We start from the raw sequence: 15,898 nt of genomic DNA on the forward strand, positions 1-15,898 counted from the left end.
CATTCCCTATACGTCAATGTGTCCCACATAGCCCGATTGGCTGACGATGTCACCCAGAACGGTGAGCGGGATGCCCAGCTGATCGGCGTTGTCGACAAGGATCGGCACGAGCCAGGGACGGTCGGGAAAGCGTATGGCAAGGGCGTCGCGGGTGAAAGGCAAAGGCTGCGGCAGGCGTGCTTCGGCAATCACCGCCAGCGCATCGGCCATCCTCAGGGCCTTGCAGATCGGCAGATCGCCGGTCACGCCTGAACGATGGTCGTGGGCACGAATGGCGAGGAGAGCTTCGGGCGGCAGGCTCTGCGCGAGCCACTCGGCAGCCAGCAATCCGTGCCTTTCGGGGGTACTGCGGGTGACCTCGTAATCGAGATCATGGCAGAGACCGGTGAGTTCCCAGACGGTCAGGTCCTGACCCAGATGCGCCGCGACCTGGCGCATGGCCTCGCCGACAAAGCGGGAGTGGGCGGCCCTTGGCGTGTCGCCCAGTCGGGTGTATATTTCGCGCTCTGCATCCGCAATGCTGAACACGACGCACCCCTCCTAGAGCCAGGTGGCGATGACCACGAGAATGGCGCCGCAATAGGCAACAAAGGACAGCAGGGAGAGGCCCAGCAGCCAGACGGGCAGGGGCCGGATGGCGTCCCGAGCGATGAGGCCGACCCAGATCAGCAGGCACACCAGCCCCGCGACCATCACGAACGACATGCCGAACCACGCCATCATGTATTTGCTGAGCGCGATCACCGGCGGGGCCATGGCGGTGAGGATGAATGGCGGGATCAACCAGAGGGCCCGTCTTTCGCGCCAGACGACGGCGAGTACAAGGCCGCCGAGCCCGAGCAAGATGCCGATGGTCGGCAGGATGGTCAGTATTTCGACCTTGCCGCCCAGCAGGTCCAGTGGCGCAGCGAAGTAGGCGGCAACGATGCCCCACCAGGAGCTCAGAACTTCAGTCACGCATGTGTCCGATCAGGTGTTGAACTTGAACAGCATGACGTCGCCATCCTTGACGACATATTCCTTGCCCTCATCGCGCGCCTTGCCAGCTTCCTTGGCGGCAGTCTCGCCGCCGAGCGTGACATAGTCATCATAGCCGATGGTCTGAGCCCGGATAAAACCACGCTCGAAATCGGTATGGATGACGCCGGCGGCCTGCGGCGCGCGGTCGCCCTTGTGGATGGTCCAGGCCCGCGTCTCTTTCGGGCCGACGGTGAAATAGGTTTGCAGACCAAGCAGTTGGTAGGCTTCGCGGATCAATCGATTCAGGCCGGGCTCGTGCAGTCCGAGGCTGTCGAGATACTCGGCCTGTTCCTCGTCGGCGAGTTGGGCCAGCTGGCTCTCGATCTCGGCGGAGATGACGATCACCGCGGCGTTGTGCTGCCTGGCGTATTCCTCGACCTGCTTGGTCATGGCGTTGCCGGTGGCAGCAGAGCCCTCATCGACATTGCAGACATAGAGTGCCGGCTTGGAGGTGAGCAATTGCAGCTCGTTGAAGGCCTTCTCTTCCTCGGCGGAGCGCTGGACCAGCCGGGCCGACTTGCCCTCGCGCAGCAGGACGAGCGCGCGGTCGATCAGGTCGAGAGTCAGCTTGGCGTCCTTGTCACTCTGCTTGGCCTTCTTCTCGACGCCCGTGCGGCGCTTCTCGAGGCTCTCGAGATCGGCAAGCATGAGCTCGGTCTCGACCACCTCGGCGTCGGCGAGCGGGTCGACCTTGTTGGCGACATGGATGATGTTGCTGTCCTCAAAGCAGCGCAGCACATAGGCGATGGCGTCGCATTCGCGGATATTGGCGAGGAACTGGTTGCCGAGGCCTTCGCCCTTGCTGGCGCCCTTCACGAGGCCGGCAATATCGACGAAGCTCATCTTGGCGGGCAGGATGTTGATCGACTTGCCGATGGCGGCGAGCTTGTCGAGGCGGGCATCGGGCACGGCGACCTCGCCGACATTGGGCTCGATCGTGCAGAACGGGAAATTGGCTGCCTGTGCCGCGGCGGTGCGCGTCAGGGCGTTGAAAAGTGTCGATTTGCCGACATTTGGCAAACCGACAATGCCCATCTTGAAACCCATCAGTCTCTCCGAAATCTTTGTCGCACCACTTCGTGCGGAACGTGAGTGAAGTCAATGCCGTGACTAGGTCGCGTCATCGTCCTTCTTGAACAGTCTGGCCAGCATGGCGGCCATGGGCCCGGTTTCCGGAAGCTTGGCTTGCGGCGGCTGGCTGCGTGCGGCGCGGACATGGCTCTGGGCCTTGGGTCGGGTGGGGTCGGCGGTCTTGGGCCGCTGCGGCCGCTCGGCGGCATCGCCGGCGGTGGCGAGCGCCAGCTTGTTCATCAGGCCATTGTCGTCGCCAGAGATGATCATGCCGGCATTGTCGGCGATGGCGTCGAGCAGCGGGTTGAGCCATTCGGAGTCGGCCTTGGAGAAATCGCCCAGAACCCAGGGCATAACCCGGTCCTTGTGACCGGGATGGCCAATGCCGAGGCGGATGCGCCGATAGTCGGTGCCGATCTGCGGATCGATGGAGCGCAGCCCGTTATGGCCGCCATTGCCGCCCCCCCGCTTGACCCGCACCTTGCCGGGAATGAGGTCGAGCTCGTCGTAGAGCACAGTGACGTCGGCTGGGCCGAGCTTGTAGAAACTGGTGACGGCCTGAACGCTGTCGCCCGAGTTGTTCATGAAGGTCTGCGGCTTGAGGATCAGCACGCGTTCACCGGCGATCTGACCTTCAGAGATCAGGCCCTGGAACTTCTCGCGAAAGCCGGGGAAGCCATGACGGCGCGCGATCGCGTCGGCAGCCATGAAACCGATATTGTGGCGGTTGTTGCGATACTTGTCCCCGGGATTGCCGAGGCCGACGAGGAGATGCATCGCGTCTCTCCAGACAGAGTGGGGCGGGCCGGAGCCCACCCCGCGAAGGACTTATTCCTTCTCTTCGGCTTCTTCCTCGGCGGCTTCGCTGGTCGAGCCAGCTTCTTCCGACCGGAGGCCCGACGGCGCGACGATGGTCGCGATGGTCAGGTCGTCTTCGTGGCTGTGGTCGGTGACGCCGGCCGGCAGCGTGATGGCCGACATGTGCACCGAGTCACCAACTTCCATGCCGGTCAGATCGACGGTGATCTTTTCCGGGATGTTATCGGCAGCCACGTTCAGATCGAGCGTGTGGTGCACGATATTGAGCACGCCACCGCGCTTGATGCCGGGGCTCAGTTCTTCATTGATGAATTCGACATGCACCTGCACGTTGATCTTGGAGCCCTTGCCGACGCGGAGAAAGTCCACGTGCAGCGGGAAGTCCTTGACCACGTCGAGCTGATAGTCGCGCGGAATGACCTGATGCTTCTCGCCATCCACGTCCAGGGTGAGGATGTGCGAGAGGAAGCCACCGGCATAAATGCGCTTGTTGGCTTCATTGGTCGACAGCGAGATCGCCAGGGGGGGCTTCTTGTCGCCGTAGATCACGGCGGGGATCAGTCCTTGACGACGCAGTGCACGAGCGGCCCCCTTGCCGACTCCTGTCCGCGCCTGAGCCTTGAGCTCTTTTGCAGCAGCCATTGAATGTTCCATTCATGGGTTGGTGTGAGTTTTGACAGTCAAAAGCTCACGCACCCGTCCTCCAGGGGTGACAGGTGCTTCATGGGCGCGGGATATAGAGGAAAGCCCCCGTCCGGGCAAGGGGTTCAGCCGTCCTGCAGTGCAGCGATCCGGCCGCGCAGATAGGCGCGCACCGCCTCGTCTGTCGCGAGGCCGATGGCGAGGGTCAGGGCTTCCATGGCCCCGGCCTTGTCGCCCGTCTCGGCCAGCAGGTGGCCGCGCGCCGCCCAATAGGGCTGATAGTCTACCATGCGCTTGTCTTCGGCCAGCTTCTCGAGAGCCGGCAGGGCCGCTTCGGCGCCCTCGGCCCGGGCCAGCGCTGCCGCGCGGTTGAGGGCAACGACGGGAGAGCGGGTCAATGCCAGCAGATGATCGTAGAGTTGGACGATGGCGGGCCATGTGGGCACCTGGTGCAGCAGGCGGGCGGTATGGGCCGACTGGATCGCTGCCTCGATCTGGTAGCGGCCGGAGGGACCGGCGGCGGACGCCTGTCGCAGGAGGTCTTCGGCCAAGTTGATAAGCAAGGCATCCCAGAGGCTTGGGTCCTGATCCTCGAGCGGCACATAGGCGCCGGCCGGGCTGCGGCGGGCGCTGCGGCGCGACTCGGCGAAGAGCATCAGCGAGAGCATGCCCTTGGCTTCGGGCTCGTCGGGCAGCAGAGCGACTACGAGACGCCCGAGCCACACGGCCTCCTCGGCCAGTGCCGTGCCTTCGGCCTCGCCGATCTCAGTCCAGCCCTTGGCGAAGGCGGCGTAAATGGCGTCGAGCACGGCATCAAGGCGTTCGGGGAGGTCGGGCGTGTCCGGGATGCCGAACGGAATGCCGGCGTCCTTGATGCGCATCTTGGCCCGCACCAGCCGTTGGCCCATGGTGGCAGGCGGGATGAGGAAGGCCGCGGCAATGTCGATGGCGGTCAGACCAAGGATGGTCTGCAGGATCAGCGGCGCCCGCATGCCGCGCTCGATCGCCGGATGGGCGCAGGCAAACATCAGTGCCAGACGCCGGTCGGGGATTTCCGCGGCGCTTTGGGCGGCAGCTTCGATTTCGTCGGCCATCATCTGCAGATGCTCCCGGCCCGCGGTGCTGGTCTGCCGCCGCCGCATGGCGTCGGTCTGCCGGCGCCGCGCGACGGTCAGCAGCCAGGCGTCGGGATTGTCCGGCACGCCATCGGCGGGCCAGAGCCGCAGCGCTGCCGCAAAGGCCTCGGCCAGCGCGTCCTCCGCGCTAGCCACATCGCGCGTCCGTGCCGCGAGGTAGGCAACGAGTCGTCCGTAGCTGTCGCGCGCCACGCGTTCGGCCGCCCGGTGCGCCTCGCTGTTGCCCATCGTCAGCGGCTGGCCTGGGGGATGACAACCGGACGGATTTCGATCGATCCGTGCCTGCTGCTGGGGCAGCGGTTGGCCCAGGCGACGGCCTGCTCGATGTCAGGCACGTCGACGAAGAAGTAGCCGGCAAGCTGTTCCCTGGTGTCGGCATAGGGGCCGTCGAGAACCTCGGTCTTGCCGTCGACAGTGCGCACCGTCGTTGCCGCAGCGGCCGGTTCGAGGCGCAGGCCGGATTCGCCGGCGGCCTTGGCCAGGGCCTCGTTGAAGGCCGCGTATTCGCTCCAGAGTTCCTTCTGCGGTGCCGCCGCGAGGGCAGCTTCGTCGTGGTGGATCAGCATCATGTATTTCATCGTAAGGCTCCATTGCTGCGGCGCACCATGCGCCTGCCGGCAATGACGGCCGGCGGGCGGGGATTTCGACTCGTTCGCCCGCTTGCCGGGCAAACGAGTCGAGAGATCAGTCGCGTCCAGTTGGCCAGATCGGGCGGACCTCGATGGTGCCGAACTGCGCTGCCGGGCACTTTCTGGCCCACTCGATGGCGTCATCGAGGCTGGCAGCCTCGATGGTGTAGTAGCCGCCGAGCTGTTCCTGCGTTTCGGCGTAGGGACCGGCGAGCACCACGGCCTTGCCATCGCGCACCCTGACGCTGGTGGTCGCCGATGTCGGCCGCAGGCCCTCGCCGCCGAGCATCGCGCCGGCCTTGATGAGCGCGTCATTGTAGGCCGCATATTCCGGAGACATGCCGGCAGCGTCCGTCGCGGTGCTGGCGTTCATCCTGCTTTCGTCGCCCATGATGAGCAGCATGTATTTCACTTTCCGTCTCCTTGTTTGGCGCCGGACACATTGCCCTGGCATCACAATGACGGGGGTGCGAGGCAAAGTTCTACATTTCGCGGCAGATAAACATCGAAACTAGATGCCGGGTGTCATCGCCCGGACTTCGATCGGTCCCCACTGCGCTGCCGGGCATTGTCTCGCCCACTCGATGGAGGCGTCCATGCTGTCGGCGCGGATGATGTAAAAGCCGCCCAGCTGTTCGCGGGTCTCAGCATAGGGGCCGTCATGCACCTGCAACTCGCCACCCTCGTTGACGAACTGGCCGGGCGACGGCTGCGCGATCTGTCCGCCCTGCATGCACAGGGTCCTGGCGTCCCGGGTGCGGGCCAGCGGGGAGGTCATGACGAAAGCGCCCGCCTTCTCGAGGGCGGCCTGATAGGCAGCCATGGTCTGCATCACCTTGGCCATGGCTTCGGGCGGGATAGTGGCGCCGGCCTGTTCGTCGGCAAACAGCAAGAGCATGTAGTTCATCGCGGGTCTCCAATGGCGGGAAGATAAGCCTCAATGCCAATGACGCGCGAGAGCGGTCGATTTCGACAGGCTCAGTCCAGCAGGCTGGAAACGCTCTGTTCGGAGGCCGTGCGGGCGATGGCCTCGCCGATCAGTGGCGCGATGGAGATACGGCGGATGTTCTTGGCGGCGCTGACGCTCTCGCTCTCGTTGATCGAGTCGGTGATCACCAGTTCCTTGAGCTTGCTCTCGGCAACCCGCTCGGCAGCGCCGTCGGAGAGGACGCCGTGGGTGATGTAGGCCGAAACCTCAAGCGCCCCGGCCTTGAGCAAGGCCTCGGCAGCATTGATCAGCGTGCCGCCGGAATCCACGATGTCGTCGATCAGGATGCATTTGTGGCCGGCCACGTCGCCAATAATGTTCATCACCTCGGAGACACCGGCCCGCGGGCGGCGCTTGTCGACGATGGCGAGATCGGCACCGATGCGCTGCGCGATGGCACGGGCGCGGGCGACACCGCCGACGTCGGGCGACACGATCATGGTGTTCTGCGTGCCGTAGTTTTCCTGAATGTCGCGGGTCATCACCGGGGCCGAATAGAGATTGTCGGTCGGAATATCGAAGAAACCCTGGATCTGGGCAGCGTGCAGATCGAGCGTGACGACACGATTGACGCCCGAATGGGTAATCAGGTTGGCGACCAGCTTGGCCGAGATCGGCGTCCGCGAGGCCGATTTGCGGTCCTGCCGGGCATAGCCGAAATAGGGGACGACCGCCGTGATGCGACGCGCCGACGAGCGCCGCAGCGCGTCGGTCAGGATCAGCAGTTCCATCAGGTTGTCGTTGGCCGGGAACGAGGTGGACTGCAGGATGAAGACATCCTCGCCGCGGACGTTCTCGTGGATCTCGACGAAGATTTCCTTGTCGGCGAAGCGCTTGACCGTGCAGTCGGTCAGCGGCAACTCCAGATAGTCCGACACAGCTTCGGCCAGGGCTCGGTTTGAGTTACCGGTGACCAGCTTCATATCGACATCCTATGCCGGGGGCCGCAGGACCGCGGCGGACTTTGGGTGTGCGGGCTGTGTATAGCGCAGCGCCGCTCGGCGCAATGCGCCTTTTGGGCAAAGGTAAAGGGATTTATCCGAGGCCGATAAGCGACATCTGCCGGCCGGTGGTCGTCTCGTGGTGCGTCGCGTAGCGGTGCGAGAAAAAGCGCTTCGGTTCGGCATAGGTGCAGAGCTTCAGATCGTCGACGAGGCCGACGCCGGCAGCGTGCAACTGGTCGAAGACGAAGCCGGGGAGGTCGAAGTGCTCGCGGCCGCCCTCCGGCCGGGTGATGCGGTTGGCAGCATCCCGATGCCGAGCCAGCAGATCGGCCGCAAATTGCGGCCCGACCTCATAGTTCTCGAGCGAGATGGTGGGGCCGATGGCGGCGACGATACGCGATGGATCGGCGCCCAGCGCTGTCATGGCGTCGATGGTCGCGGCGGCAATGCCACCGATGGCGCCTTTCCAGCCAGCGTGGAAACCGCCGATGACGCCGGCCTCGGCGTCCGCCAGCAGGACCGGCGTGCAATCGGCCGTCAGGATGCCGAGCAGGATGCCCGGCAGGTTGGAGACGATGGCATCGGCTTCGATGCGCTGGTCGGGCAGGGGCGCGGCGGTGACGGTGACGACATCGGTGGAGTGCACCTGCTTGAGAGTCATCAGGTTGCCGAGTGGAAAGCCAAGCTGTTCAGCCGCTTGCTGGCGGTTCTGCAGAACATGATTCGGCTTGTCGCCGGCCGCCTCGGACATGTTGAGCGAGGCGAAGAGGCCGGTCGAGACGCCGCCGCGGCGGCCGAAGAAGCCATGACGGATGCCGGTCAGGCCACCCAGGGCGCGGCTTTGATCGAAGGGAGCTGTCATGTCATGCGGCCGGGATGACGCCCGGCGGCACGAGGCCGGGGCTGGCGGCGGAAAAGGCCTTGAAGAGGTCGCCCATCTGGGCGGCGTCGGTCAGGCGATGGAGCGCTGCGTTGATGGTGTCAGCGAGGGCCGGGTTGGCCTTGATCAGCATCTCGGCGCGCTCGACGATGCCGAGGCGCCTGAGGAACTCGCCCTGTGATGTCACCCGATGCGCCACGAGGCCGCTGGCACTGGCGATCTCGGCCAGAGCGCCGAAATCGACGTGGGCCGAAAGATCGGCCGTCCCCGGCGCTTCGAGCGGGTCGGCATAGGCATGCTTGTGCACGGCCTGCAGCGTCTCGCCGGTGCGGGTGCGGGCATAGCCATAGTCGATGGCGAGGATGGCGCCACCCTGCCGGGCAACGATGCGGCTGAGCCGCTGCATGACGTCGGCAGCGGCGAGATTGGCTTCATAGATTTCACCGGGCTGGGCGTTGCGAACGGCCTCCGGCATGGCGCTGTCCGGGATGGGCGTCGGCGACAGCCCGAAGGCGCGCTTGTCGTCCTTGAGGCCGACCAGCCGCTCGTGCCAGCCGTTCTCGCCCTTGACGAACTGGCGGATCGGCAGGGCGTCGAAGAATTCATTGGCGACCACGAACAGCGGATCGTCGCTGACCGCGTCGATCTCGCCGGCCCAGTAGGGCGTGTAGGGAGCAAGGCGCGCCTGCTGCTGGGCCTTCAAATCCTCGCTGGTCTCGAACAACTGCAGGTGCAGGGCATTGGCAAAGCCGTCGGCGCGGCTGGCGACGCGCAGCGCATCCTGCATCAGGGTGCCGCGGCCCGGTCCAAGTTCGAGCAGGGTGAAGCTCTTCGGCTCGTTCATCTGCTGCCAGAGATTGACGAAGAAGAAGCCGATCAGTTCGCCGAACATCTGGCTGATTTCCGGGGCGGTGATGAAGTCACCCGCGGCACCGAGCGGGTCGGCGCTCTTGTAGTAGCCTTCGCGCGGGTGCGTCATGCAGAGCGCCATGAAGGTGGCGATCGACATCGGGGCGTTGTCGCGGATCTGCAGGTCGATCTGCTCGCTGAGGCTGGGTCGGTCAGCCATTGCGACGCTCCGCATAGATGACGAGGGCGATGCCGGCGGCCACCAGCGGCAGGCTGAGCACCATGCCCATGGTCAGCCAGCCGCCGAACAGATAGCCGATCTGGGCGTCGGGCAGGCGAACGAACTCAACGGCAATGCGCGACAGTCCGTAGCCGATGCCGAAGATGCCGGCGACAAGGCCGGGCTTGCGCAGCGCCTTGAAGCAATGCGTGGCGATGGCGATGACGATGAACAGCAGCACGCCTTCGAGCAGGGCTTCGTAGAGCTGGCTGGGGTGGCGGGGCAGGAATTCGGGATCGGTTGGAAATACCACGCCCCAGGGCAGGTCGGTGGGAGCGCCATAGAGCTCGGCGTTGATGAAATTGGCCACCCGCCCGAGGAAAAGGCCAATGGTGGCGATGGCGCCCAGCAGGTCGAGCGAGGAGAGGATGCGGCCGCCCTTGAAGCGGGTAAAGAGGCCGATAGCGATCATCAGGCCGGCCATGCCGCCATGAAAGCTCATGCCGCCGTCGGAGATCGCGAAAATCTGGATCGGGTCGGCCAGATAAACCGGCAGATTGTAGAACAGCACATAGCCGATGCGACCGCCCAGAACGATGCCGATGACGGCCCAGAAGGCAAAATCCCAGATGGCGGCAGGCTCGAAGGGAGGCCGGTTGTCTTTCCAAAGGCCGTGCCGCGCCAGCAGCGTCTGGCCGTAGGCGGCGCCGAGCGCCACGCCGAGGAGGTAGGCAATGCCATACCAGTGCACCGAAAACGGGCCGATGGCGAAGGCAACGGGATCGATATTGGGGAAGGGCACGCCATTGCTCCGAAGCAGGGATTGCGACCTTGTAAGCAGGTGCGGGCTCTGGTCAAGCCGACGGCGAAATCCTAAATAGGGGCAACACACGCCCAACCCTGGAGACGGACATGACCCAGAACAGCAAGTTCTTCGACGAGATCGGGCGGCTGATGAACGGCGCGGCAGGCGCGGCCGACGGGTTGCGCCGCGAAGTCGAAACCATGGTCCGTTCGCAGGCCGAGCGTTTTGTCGGCGACATGGATCTGGTCAAGCGCGAGGATTTCGACGCGCTGCGCGAGCAGGTGCAGTTGCAGGACGCCGAGATCAAGGCGCTGCGCGACGAACTGGCGGCACTCAAGCCGGCCAAGGCCAAAGCCGGCAAGACGCCGTGAAGGTCGCCGTCATCTCCGATGTGCACGGCAATCGCCTGGCGCTCGAAGCGGTACTGGATGACATAGCAGAGCAATCGGTCGACGCGACGCTCAACCTGGGCGACCTGGTGAGCGGTCCGACGCAGCCGCGGCAGGCCCTCGACATCATGATGGCGACCGGCCACCCGACGATTGCCGGCAATCACGAACGCATCGTGCTGTCGCCCGAGCCCGAGAAACTCGATCGATTCGTCGGCGGGCAGCTGACGACCGAACAGAAGCAGTGGATGGCGGCCCTCCCCAAGACACTGGCGGTCGAGGAGATCTTCATGTGCCACGGCACGCCGGACAGCGACACGCTGCCCTGGCTCGACAACTGGTACGAGGGGCGGGAGACGACGCTGCCGGATGAGGCCTCGGTGAGCGCACGGGCCGAGGGGCTGGAGTTTCCGGTACTGCTCTGTGGCCACACCCACATTCCGCGCATGGTGCGCCTGCGGGACGGGCGGATGATCGTCAATCCAGGGAGCGTGGGATTGCAGTTCGTGCGCGGGTCGCCGGATGCGCGCTACGCCATTCTCGAACGACGCAAGGGGCGCTGGCAGGCCGCCCTGCGGATCATTCCGTATGATTTTGCGGCGGCCGCGGAGCAGGCGCGGGCCAATGGCTTCGGCAACTGGACTGATGTGCTGACCAGCGGCTGGAACGGCACCGGCAACATCTTCGCCTGATCGTCTCCCAGGCTCTGGCAACTGCCCGGCGCTACGCGCCTCGACCGCCGGCGCGGATGATACGCTGAGTCGCGTCCGGAAACCTGTGCCAATACCGTGCAAAAGCCGGTGAACAGACTCATGCGGTTAAGTAGTTGTTAACCTTAGAAGTCCGATCATCCACAGAAGAAAGCCTTGGAAGCGTCCGGCGTCGCGGTCCCCGGAATCAAACTCGCGGTGTACGGTCACGCCACTGGACGACTCGTAGGCTCTCTGCGTGCGGCAGTTCATCTGAGTTGTGCGTGTATGGGCGGAATTCCGGTTCCGTCGACCCTCCAACGCGTCGCCAAAGCGGGAATATTAGCCAAATGGCCCTTCATCTCGAGATAGAGCAGGATCGCACAGTCCACCCGGTGGACATCATCGAGCATATCGCCTCGATCAACGACTGGAATTTCGAGCGGCAGGATGCCGACGAGATTTCGATCTCGGTGCGCGGCGGCTGGAGCGACTATCATGTGTCCTTCAACTGGATGGAGGACCTCGAGTCGCTCCACATCGCCTGCGCCTTCGACCTGAAGGTGCCCGAGGGGCGCCGCAACGAGATCAAGCACCTGATCGCGCTGGTCAACGAGCAGCTGTGGATCGGGCATTTCGACATCTGGAATCACGAGGGCGTCGTGCTTTTCCGCAACTCGCACCTGCTGTCGGGCGGGGCGGAAGTGTCGCCGCAGCAATGCGAGGCGCTGCTGCGCTCGGCCACCGATTCCTGCGATCTCTACTATCAGGCCTTCCAGTTCGTCGTCTGGGCTGGCAAGAGTGCTGCTGACGCACTCAGCCAGGTCATGTTCGAAACGGTAGGCGAAGCTTGAATCTATCCGAAATTGGTCCCGTCGTCCTTGTAGGGGCGGGCAAAATGGGACTGGCCATGGCGCGCGGCTGGATTGCCGGCGGGCTGCCGGCCGATCAGCTGGTGCTCATCGATCCCAAGCCGATGGAGCCGACGATCACCTTTGCGGCCGAGCACGGGCTGCGCCTGCTCGAAAGCCCGATCGGCATTCTCACCCATGTGATGGTCATGGCGGTCAAGCCGCAGGTGATGAAACAGGTGATGGCGGAAGTGCAGCCGGCGGTCGGGGCCCAGACGCTGGTGCTGTCGATTGCGGCCGGCATCTCGATCAAGGCGCTGGCAGACGGGCTGCAGACCGAACGCGTGGTGCGGGCCATGCCCAATACGCCGGCGCAACTCGGCAAGGGCATTTCGGGCGCCGTCGGCTTCAACATCACCGAGACCGATCACAAGGTGGCCGACGCGCTGCTGCGGGCGGCCGGCGATGTGCTGTGGTTCGATGCCGAAGATATGCTCGATGCGGTGACCGCCGTTTCGGGGTCTGGTCCGGCCTATGTCTTTTACATGGTCGAGGCGCTGGCAGTGGCCGGCATGCGGCAGGGACTCGACTCCGGCCAGGCGATGCGGCTGGCGCGGCAGACCATTGTCGGCGCGGCGGCGCTGCTGGAGGCCGATCCGCAACCCGCCTCGGTGCTGCGCGAGAATGTCACCTCGCCCAAGGGCACGACCTACGCAGCGCTGCAGGTGCTGATAGCCGATGACGGCCTCGGGCCGCTGCTCGACCGGGCGGTGACGGCGGCACGCAATCGCAGCGAGGAACTGGGCCGTGAGTGAGACGATCAGCTATGACGATTTCCTCAAGGTCGATATCCGCACCGGCACGGTGATCGACGCCCAGCCGTTTCCGGAAGCGCGCAAGCCGGCGATCAAGCTCAGCATCGATTTCGGGCCGGAGATCGGGATCAAGAAAAGCTCGGCACAGATTACCGTGCACTACACGCCGCAATCGCTGATCGGCCGTCAGGTGCTGGGTGTCGTCAATTTCCCGCCGCGCCAGATCGGACCCTTCATTTCCGAAGTGCTGACGCTGGGGTTCGAGGACACCGACGGCGTCATTGTGCTGGCGGCGGCGGAGCGGCAAGTGCCGAATGGCAAGAAGCTGCTCTAGAGTTCGTCCGTCAGCCTGAGGCGGTCGAGGACCTCGCGATCGCCTGGCTCGACCATGCCCACGAAGAATTTCAGGATGGTGCGCTTGCCTTCGGGGGGCAGGGCGGCGATGGCGGCGGTGATGCGGCTGGTCTGCGTGGCCGAGAGCGTCTCGAACAGCTCGCGTCCCTTGGCTGTGGCATGCAGCAGGCGCTGGCGGCGATCGGATTTTCCGGTCTTCTGCTCGATATAGCCATTGTCGATCAGCTGGCGCAGGACGCGGGCGAGCGACTGTTTGGTGATCTTGAGGATATCGAGCAGATCGGCCACCGGCATGCCGGGCTTGAGATTGACGAAATAGAGCACGCGGTGATGGGCCCGGCCAAACCCCTGGCGCTCCAGAAGCGCGTCAGCGTCGCCGACGAAGTCCCTGTAGGCGAAGAAGAAAAGGCCCATGACATCGAGCGGCATGTCGCCCTGAAGCGGATTGCCTGAATTTATGTCAGCCTTGTTGACATTTATTTTGGCCAATGCCATTGTTTCTCCCATCGACAGCCCATCCAGACTTATCCCAAAGCCGTTCCGGTTTGCCAAGGGCAAGTGGGTGAGGCAAGATTGTTGCACAACGCTGAACGGCCCCGCGAGAGCCGCGACGTCAAGAGAGTGGGAGAGACTGATGGCCTTGCCAATGGACCAGCGTGAAGGCTGGATCTGGTTCGATGGGGAGCTCAAACCCTGGAAAGATGCGAAGATCCACGTGCTGACGCACGGGCTGCATTATGCCAGCTGCGTGTTCGAGGGCGAGCGCGCCTATGGCGGCGAAGTCTTCAAGTCGCGCGAGCACACCGAGCGGCTGATCCGTTCGGGCAAGACGCTCGATTTCACCATTCCCTACTCGGTTGACGAGATCGAGGCCGCCAAGCGTCTCGTGCTCGAAAAGAACGGCCTCGTCGATGCCTATCTGCGCCCGGTGGCGTGGCGTGGCTCCGAGGAACTGTCGGTTACGGCGCGCAACAACTCGGTGCATCTGGCCATCGCCTCGTGGGTGTGGCCGAGCTATTTCTCGGTCGAGGAGAAGCTCAAGGGCATCCGCCTGCAGTGGAGCAAGTGGAAGCGTCCGAGCCCGGAGACCATTCCGTGCACGGCCAAGGCCGCCGGCCTCTACATGATCTGTACTCTCTCCAAGGACGCCGCGATGGCGGCCGGCTATGCCGACGCGCTGATGCTCGACTATCGCGGTTACGTGGCCGAAGCGACCGGCGCCAACGTGTTCTTCGTCAAGGGCGACGAAATCCATACGCCGCTGCCGGACTGCTTCCTCAACGGCATCACCCGGCAGACGCTGATCGAGCTGGCCAAGCAGAACGGCTACAAGGTCATCGAGCGCCACATGCAGCCTGAGGAACTGGCCAATTTCGACGAGTGCTTCCTCACCGGCACCGCCGCCGAAGTGACCCCCGTCTCGGAAGTGGGTGACTACCGGTTCAAGCCAGGCGCCGCCTGCACGACGCTGATCAATGCCTATACGGCGGCGGTCACGCCCAAGAAGGCCGCGGCCGAGTAGGCCGAGCCAACCACCCCTCTCAAAGGCCCGCGGCGACGCGGGCTTTTTCGTTCACTGCGCCTCGATCAGGTCGTGGATGAATTTCAGCTTCCTGCCAGTCGCCGGTGTCAGCGCGAAGGGGTAGAAGTCGCGATTGCCCATCGAACGGTTCATGGCGTTCATCGCCACGGTCAGCGGTATCCAGTGGGTCATCAGCTCGTCGAAGTCGGAGACGTGGTAGGGATCGGTGAGCTGCTGCAGGGCTGGCGCGCCGACCTGCATGGGCTGCGGATTGATGCCGTAGGCGTAGGCGGTTTCGAGGCCGCCGACCAGGTGCATGTAATGGGCCCAGGTCTCGGCGAAATCCTCCCACGGATGGGCGCTGGCATAGGCGCTGACAAAGGACTGCTGCCAGTTCTCGGCCGGGCCTTTCTCATAATAGGCCGCCAGCGTTTCCTTGTAGTCGATGCGCTCATCGCCGAAGCAGGTGCGGAACTCATCGATCACGGGTTGTCCGTCGACAAGTTCGTCCCAGTAGTAGTGGCCGATCTCGTGCCGGAAGTGACCGATCAGCGAGCGGTAGGTTTCCCCCATGGCGGAACGATTGGTTTCGCGCACGGTGCTGTCGGCCTCGGCGATGTTGATGGTGATGCGCCCTTTGTGATGCCCGGTCATCACGCGCATGATCTTGCCGTCGGCACCGACCTCGTCGCTCATGAACCGGAACCGCAGGAAGCCGTCCTCGTCCTCGATGGCGCCCGCGAGCGGCAGGCCGAACTTGACCAGTCCGTAGAACAGCCGTCGTTTCGCCCGCTCCAGCCGGCTCCAGTGCTTCAGCTTGATCGGGTCGGAGACGTCGGGAATGACGGTGGTATGCAGGCAGCTGAGGCAATAGCCATCAGCGTCGTCGACATGACCGAGCCAGTTGCAGCCGATGAGGTTGCGATTGGCGCAGGGCGAAGGCTGCAACTGTCCGGTACCATCGGGCTGCAGCACCAGCATCTGATCGGCCAGGGGCTCATAGGCGAGCAGCGACGAGCAGCTCATGCACTGGCTGTTGTTGAAGTGCACCTGGTTCCCGCACTGCGGGCATAGGAATCTGCGCATGGCCGCTCCTTGTCGATTTTTTGCAGTCTAGCCGAGTGCGGCTTGCCGCGCTGCCCTCCCCGCAAGGGGGAGGGAGGACGGCTGAGGTGTTGCACCTTTACCCAATTGTGCGTCTCGGATCTCTCGCCCCTCATGGTGAGCCTGTCGAACTACGAGGGGGTGCACCAGGTGCCTGACCCTGCGGCGCAC

21 protein-coding genes are annotated in these 15,898 nt (G+C 64.2%); 6 read left to right on the forward strand and 15 right to left on the reverse strand.

The window, feature by feature from the left end:
* Window positions 1–6 precede the first annotated feature (6 nt).
* From AC0L4C_RS10870 to lgt, 13 genes are all read right to left on the reverse strand, one after another.
* A complete protein-coding gene (locus tag AC0L4C_RS10870) occupies window positions 7–528 on the reverse strand; it encodes an HD domain-containing protein (RefSeq protein ID WP_473399575.1) in 522 nt (173 codons plus the stop codon).
* Between the two features lie 12 nt (window positions 529–540).
* Window positions 541–957, reverse strand: a complete 417-nt coding sequence (locus tag AC0L4C_RS10875) for a hypothetical protein (protein ID WP_473399576.1) — start codon at window positions 955–957, stop codon at window positions 541–543.
* A gap of 12 nt (window positions 958–969) precedes the next feature.
* Window positions 970–2,067 (reverse strand): redox-regulated ATPase YchF, encoded by a 1,098-nt coding sequence (ychF, locus tag AC0L4C_RS10880; RefSeq protein ID WP_473399577.1) that lies wholly within the window; start codon window positions 2,065–2,067, stop codon window positions 970–972.
* 63 nt (window positions 2,068–2,130) lie between these two features.
* On the reverse strand, window positions 2,131–2,868 hold the full coding sequence (gene pth / locus AC0L4C_RS10885; protein WP_473399578.1) for an aminoacyl-tRNA hydrolase: 738 nt from the start codon (window positions 2,866–2,868) through the stop codon (window positions 2,131–2,133).
* A 51-nt stretch (window positions 2,869–2,919) separates the two neighbouring features.
* Window positions 2,920–3,552, reverse strand: coding sequence for a 50S ribosomal protein L25/general stress protein Ctc (locus AC0L4C_RS10890; protein WP_473399579.1), 633 nt, complete (start codon window positions 3,550–3,552; stop codon window positions 2,920–2,922).
* Between the two features lie 125 nt (window positions 3,553–3,677).
* Window positions 3,678–4,916, reverse strand: coding sequence for an RNA polymerase sigma factor (locus AC0L4C_RS10895; protein ID WP_473399580.1), 1,239 nt, complete (start codon window positions 4,914–4,916; stop codon window positions 3,678–3,680).
* 2 nt (window positions 4,917–4,918) lie between these two features.
* The gene (locus AC0L4C_RS10900) at window positions 4,919–5,266 is read right to left on the reverse strand and encodes a YciI family protein (RefSeq protein ID WP_473399581.1); all 348 of its coding nucleotides are present in this window, start codon (window positions 5,264–5,266) and stop codon (window positions 4,919–4,921) included.
* Between the two features lie 106 nt (window positions 5,267–5,372).
* Window positions 5,373–5,720 carry a YciI family protein gene (locus AC0L4C_RS10905; protein ID WP_473403505.1) on the reverse strand — a complete coding sequence of 116 codons (348 nt, stop codon included), beginning with the start codon at window positions 5,718–5,720 and terminating at the stop codon, window positions 5,373–5,375.
* A gap of 108 nt (window positions 5,721–5,828) precedes the next feature.
* On the reverse strand, window positions 5,829–6,224 hold the full coding sequence (locus AC0L4C_RS10910; protein ID WP_473399582.1) for a YciI family protein: 396 nt from the start codon (window positions 6,222–6,224) through the stop codon (window positions 5,829–5,831).
* A gap of 71 nt (window positions 6,225–6,295) precedes the next feature.
* Window positions 6,296–7,228, reverse strand: coding sequence for a ribose-phosphate pyrophosphokinase (locus AC0L4C_RS10915; protein ID WP_473399583.1), 933 nt, complete (start codon window positions 7,226–7,228; stop codon window positions 6,296–6,298).
* A 112-nt stretch (window positions 7,229–7,340) separates the two neighbouring features.
* Complete coding sequence (gene pgeF, locus AC0L4C_RS10920; protein ID WP_473399584.1) at window positions 7,341–8,111, reverse strand: peptidoglycan editing factor PgeF; 771 nt, start codon at window positions 8,109–8,111, stop codon at window positions 7,341–7,343.
* A 1-nt stretch (window position 8,112) separates the two neighbouring features.
* Complete coding sequence (locus AC0L4C_RS10925; RefSeq protein WP_473399585.1) at window positions 8,113–9,198, reverse strand: class I SAM-dependent methyltransferase; 1,086 nt, start codon at window positions 9,196–9,198, stop codon at window positions 8,113–8,115.
* Window positions 9,191–10,039 carry a prolipoprotein diacylglyceryl transferase gene (gene lgt, locus AC0L4C_RS10930; protein ID WP_473403506.1) on the reverse strand — a complete coding sequence of 283 codons (849 nt, stop codon included), beginning with the start codon at window positions 10,037–10,039 and terminating at the stop codon, window positions 9,191–9,193. Before lgt ends, AC0L4C_RS10925 begins: the two co-directional genes overlap by 8 nt.
* Window positions 10,040–10,110: 71 nt before the next feature.
* Between lgt and AC0L4C_RS10935 the strand changes: the two genes are divergently transcribed.
* The 5 genes from AC0L4C_RS10935 (at window position 10,111) to AC0L4C_RS10955 (ending at window position 13,081) form a co-directional block, all read left to right on the forward strand.
* On the forward strand, window positions 10,111–10,374 hold the full coding sequence (locus tag AC0L4C_RS10935; RefSeq protein ID WP_473399586.1) for an accessory factor UbiK family protein: 264 nt from the start codon (window positions 10,111–10,113) through the stop codon (window positions 10,372–10,374).
* Window positions 10,371–11,084, forward strand: a complete 714-nt coding sequence (locus AC0L4C_RS10940) for a metallophosphoesterase family protein (protein WP_473399587.1) — start codon at window positions 10,371–10,373, stop codon at window positions 11,082–11,084. Before AC0L4C_RS10935 ends, AC0L4C_RS10940 begins: the two co-directional genes overlap by 4 nt.
* 347 nt (window positions 11,085–11,431) lie before the next feature.
* A complete protein-coding gene (locus tag AC0L4C_RS10945; RefSeq protein ID WP_473399588.1) occupies window positions 11,432–11,935 on the forward strand; it encodes a type III secretion system chaperone family protein in 504 nt (167 codons plus the stop codon).
* Window positions 11,932–12,747, forward strand: coding sequence for a pyrroline-5-carboxylate reductase (gene proC, locus AC0L4C_RS10950; protein ID WP_473399589.1), 816 nt, complete (start codon window positions 11,932–11,934; stop codon window positions 12,745–12,747). The genes AC0L4C_RS10945 and proC overlap by 4 nt, the downstream gene beginning before the upstream one ends.
* A complete protein-coding gene (locus AC0L4C_RS10955) occupies window positions 12,740–13,081 on the forward strand; it encodes a tRNA-binding protein (protein ID WP_473399590.1) in 342 nt (113 codons plus the stop codon). Before proC ends, AC0L4C_RS10955 begins: the two co-directional genes overlap by 8 nt.
* Here the strand turns inward: AC0L4C_RS10955 and AC0L4C_RS10960 are convergent.
* On the reverse strand, window positions 13,078–13,596 hold the full coding sequence (locus AC0L4C_RS10960; RefSeq protein WP_473399591.1) for a MarR family winged helix-turn-helix transcriptional regulator: 519 nt from the start codon (window positions 13,594–13,596) through the stop codon (window positions 13,078–13,080). The genes AC0L4C_RS10955 and AC0L4C_RS10960 overlap by 4 nt on opposite strands.
* A 136-nt stretch (window positions 13,597–13,732) precedes the next feature.
* On the opposite strand from AC0L4C_RS10960, the gene AC0L4C_RS10965 reads away from it, so the two are divergent.
* Window positions 13,733–14,623, forward strand: a complete 891-nt coding sequence (locus tag AC0L4C_RS10965; protein ID WP_473403507.1) for a branched-chain amino acid aminotransferase — start codon at window positions 13,733–13,735, stop codon at window positions 14,621–14,623.
* Between the two features lie 51 nt (window positions 14,624–14,674).
* On the opposite strand, the gene AC0L4C_RS10970 is transcribed toward AC0L4C_RS10965, so the two are convergent.
* Window positions 14,675–15,709 carry a zinc-binding metallopeptidase family protein gene (locus tag AC0L4C_RS10970; RefSeq protein WP_473399592.1) on the reverse strand — a complete coding sequence of 345 codons (1,035 nt, stop codon included), beginning with the start codon at window positions 15,707–15,709 and terminating at the stop codon, window positions 14,675–14,677.
* Between the last annotated feature and the right edge of the window lie 189 nt (window positions 15,710–15,898).

It is taken from the genome of Devosia sp. J20-27, from assembly GCF_055808595.1.

Coding starts and splice junctions, on each gene's coding strand:
- AC0L4C_RS10900 (WP_473399581.1), bottom strand. CDS start 5,266: ATGAAATACATGATGCTGATCCACCACGACGAAGCTGCCCTCGCGGCG.
- AC0L4C_RS10935 (WP_473399586.1), top strand. CDS start 10,111: ATGACCCAGAACAGCAAGTTCTTCGACGAGATCGGGCGGCTGATGAAC.
- AC0L4C_RS10895 (WP_473399580.1), bottom strand. CDS start 4,916: ATGGGCAACAGCGAGGCGCACCGGGCGGCCGAACGCGTGGCGCGCGAC.
- pgeF (WP_473399584.1), bottom strand. CDS start 8,111: ATGACAGCTCCCTTCGATCAAAGCCGCGCCCTGGGTGGCCTGACCGGC.
- AC0L4C_RS10910 (WP_473399582.1), bottom strand. CDS start 6,224: ATGAACTACATGCTCTTGCTGTTTGCCGACGAACAGGCCGGCGCCACT.
- AC0L4C_RS10970 (WP_473399592.1), bottom strand. CDS start 15,709: ATGCGCAGATTCCTATGCCCGCAGTGCGGGAACCAGGTGCACTTCAAC.
- AC0L4C_RS10960 (WP_473399591.1), bottom strand. CDS start 13,596: ATGGCATTGGCCAAAATAAATGTCAACAAGGCTGACATAAATTCAGGC.
- AC0L4C_RS10945 (WP_473399588.1), top strand. CDS start 11,432: ATGGCCCTTCATCTCGAGATAGAGCAGGATCGCACAGTCCACCCGGTG.
- AC0L4C_RS10905 (WP_473403505.1), bottom strand. CDS start 5,720: ATGCTGCTCATCATGGGCGACGAAAGCAGGATGAACGCCAGCACCGCG.
- pth (WP_473399578.1), bottom strand. CDS start 2,868: ATGCATCTCCTCGTCGGCCTCGGCAATCCCGGGGACAAGTATCGCAAC.
- AC0L4C_RS10915 (WP_473399583.1), bottom strand. CDS start 7,228: ATGAAGCTGGTCACCGGTAACTCAAACCGAGCCCTGGCCGAAGCTGTG.
- ychF (WP_473399577.1), bottom strand. CDS start 2,067: ATGGGTTTCAAGATGGGCATTGTCGGTTTGCCAAATGTCGGCAAATCG.
- AC0L4C_RS10890 (WP_473399579.1), bottom strand. CDS start 3,552: ATGGCTGCTGCAAAAGAGCTCAAGGCTCAGGCGCGGACAGGAGTCGGC.
- AC0L4C_RS10925 (WP_473399585.1), bottom strand. CDS start 9,198: ATGGCTGACCGACCCAGCCTCAGCGAGCAGATCGACCTGCAGATCCGC.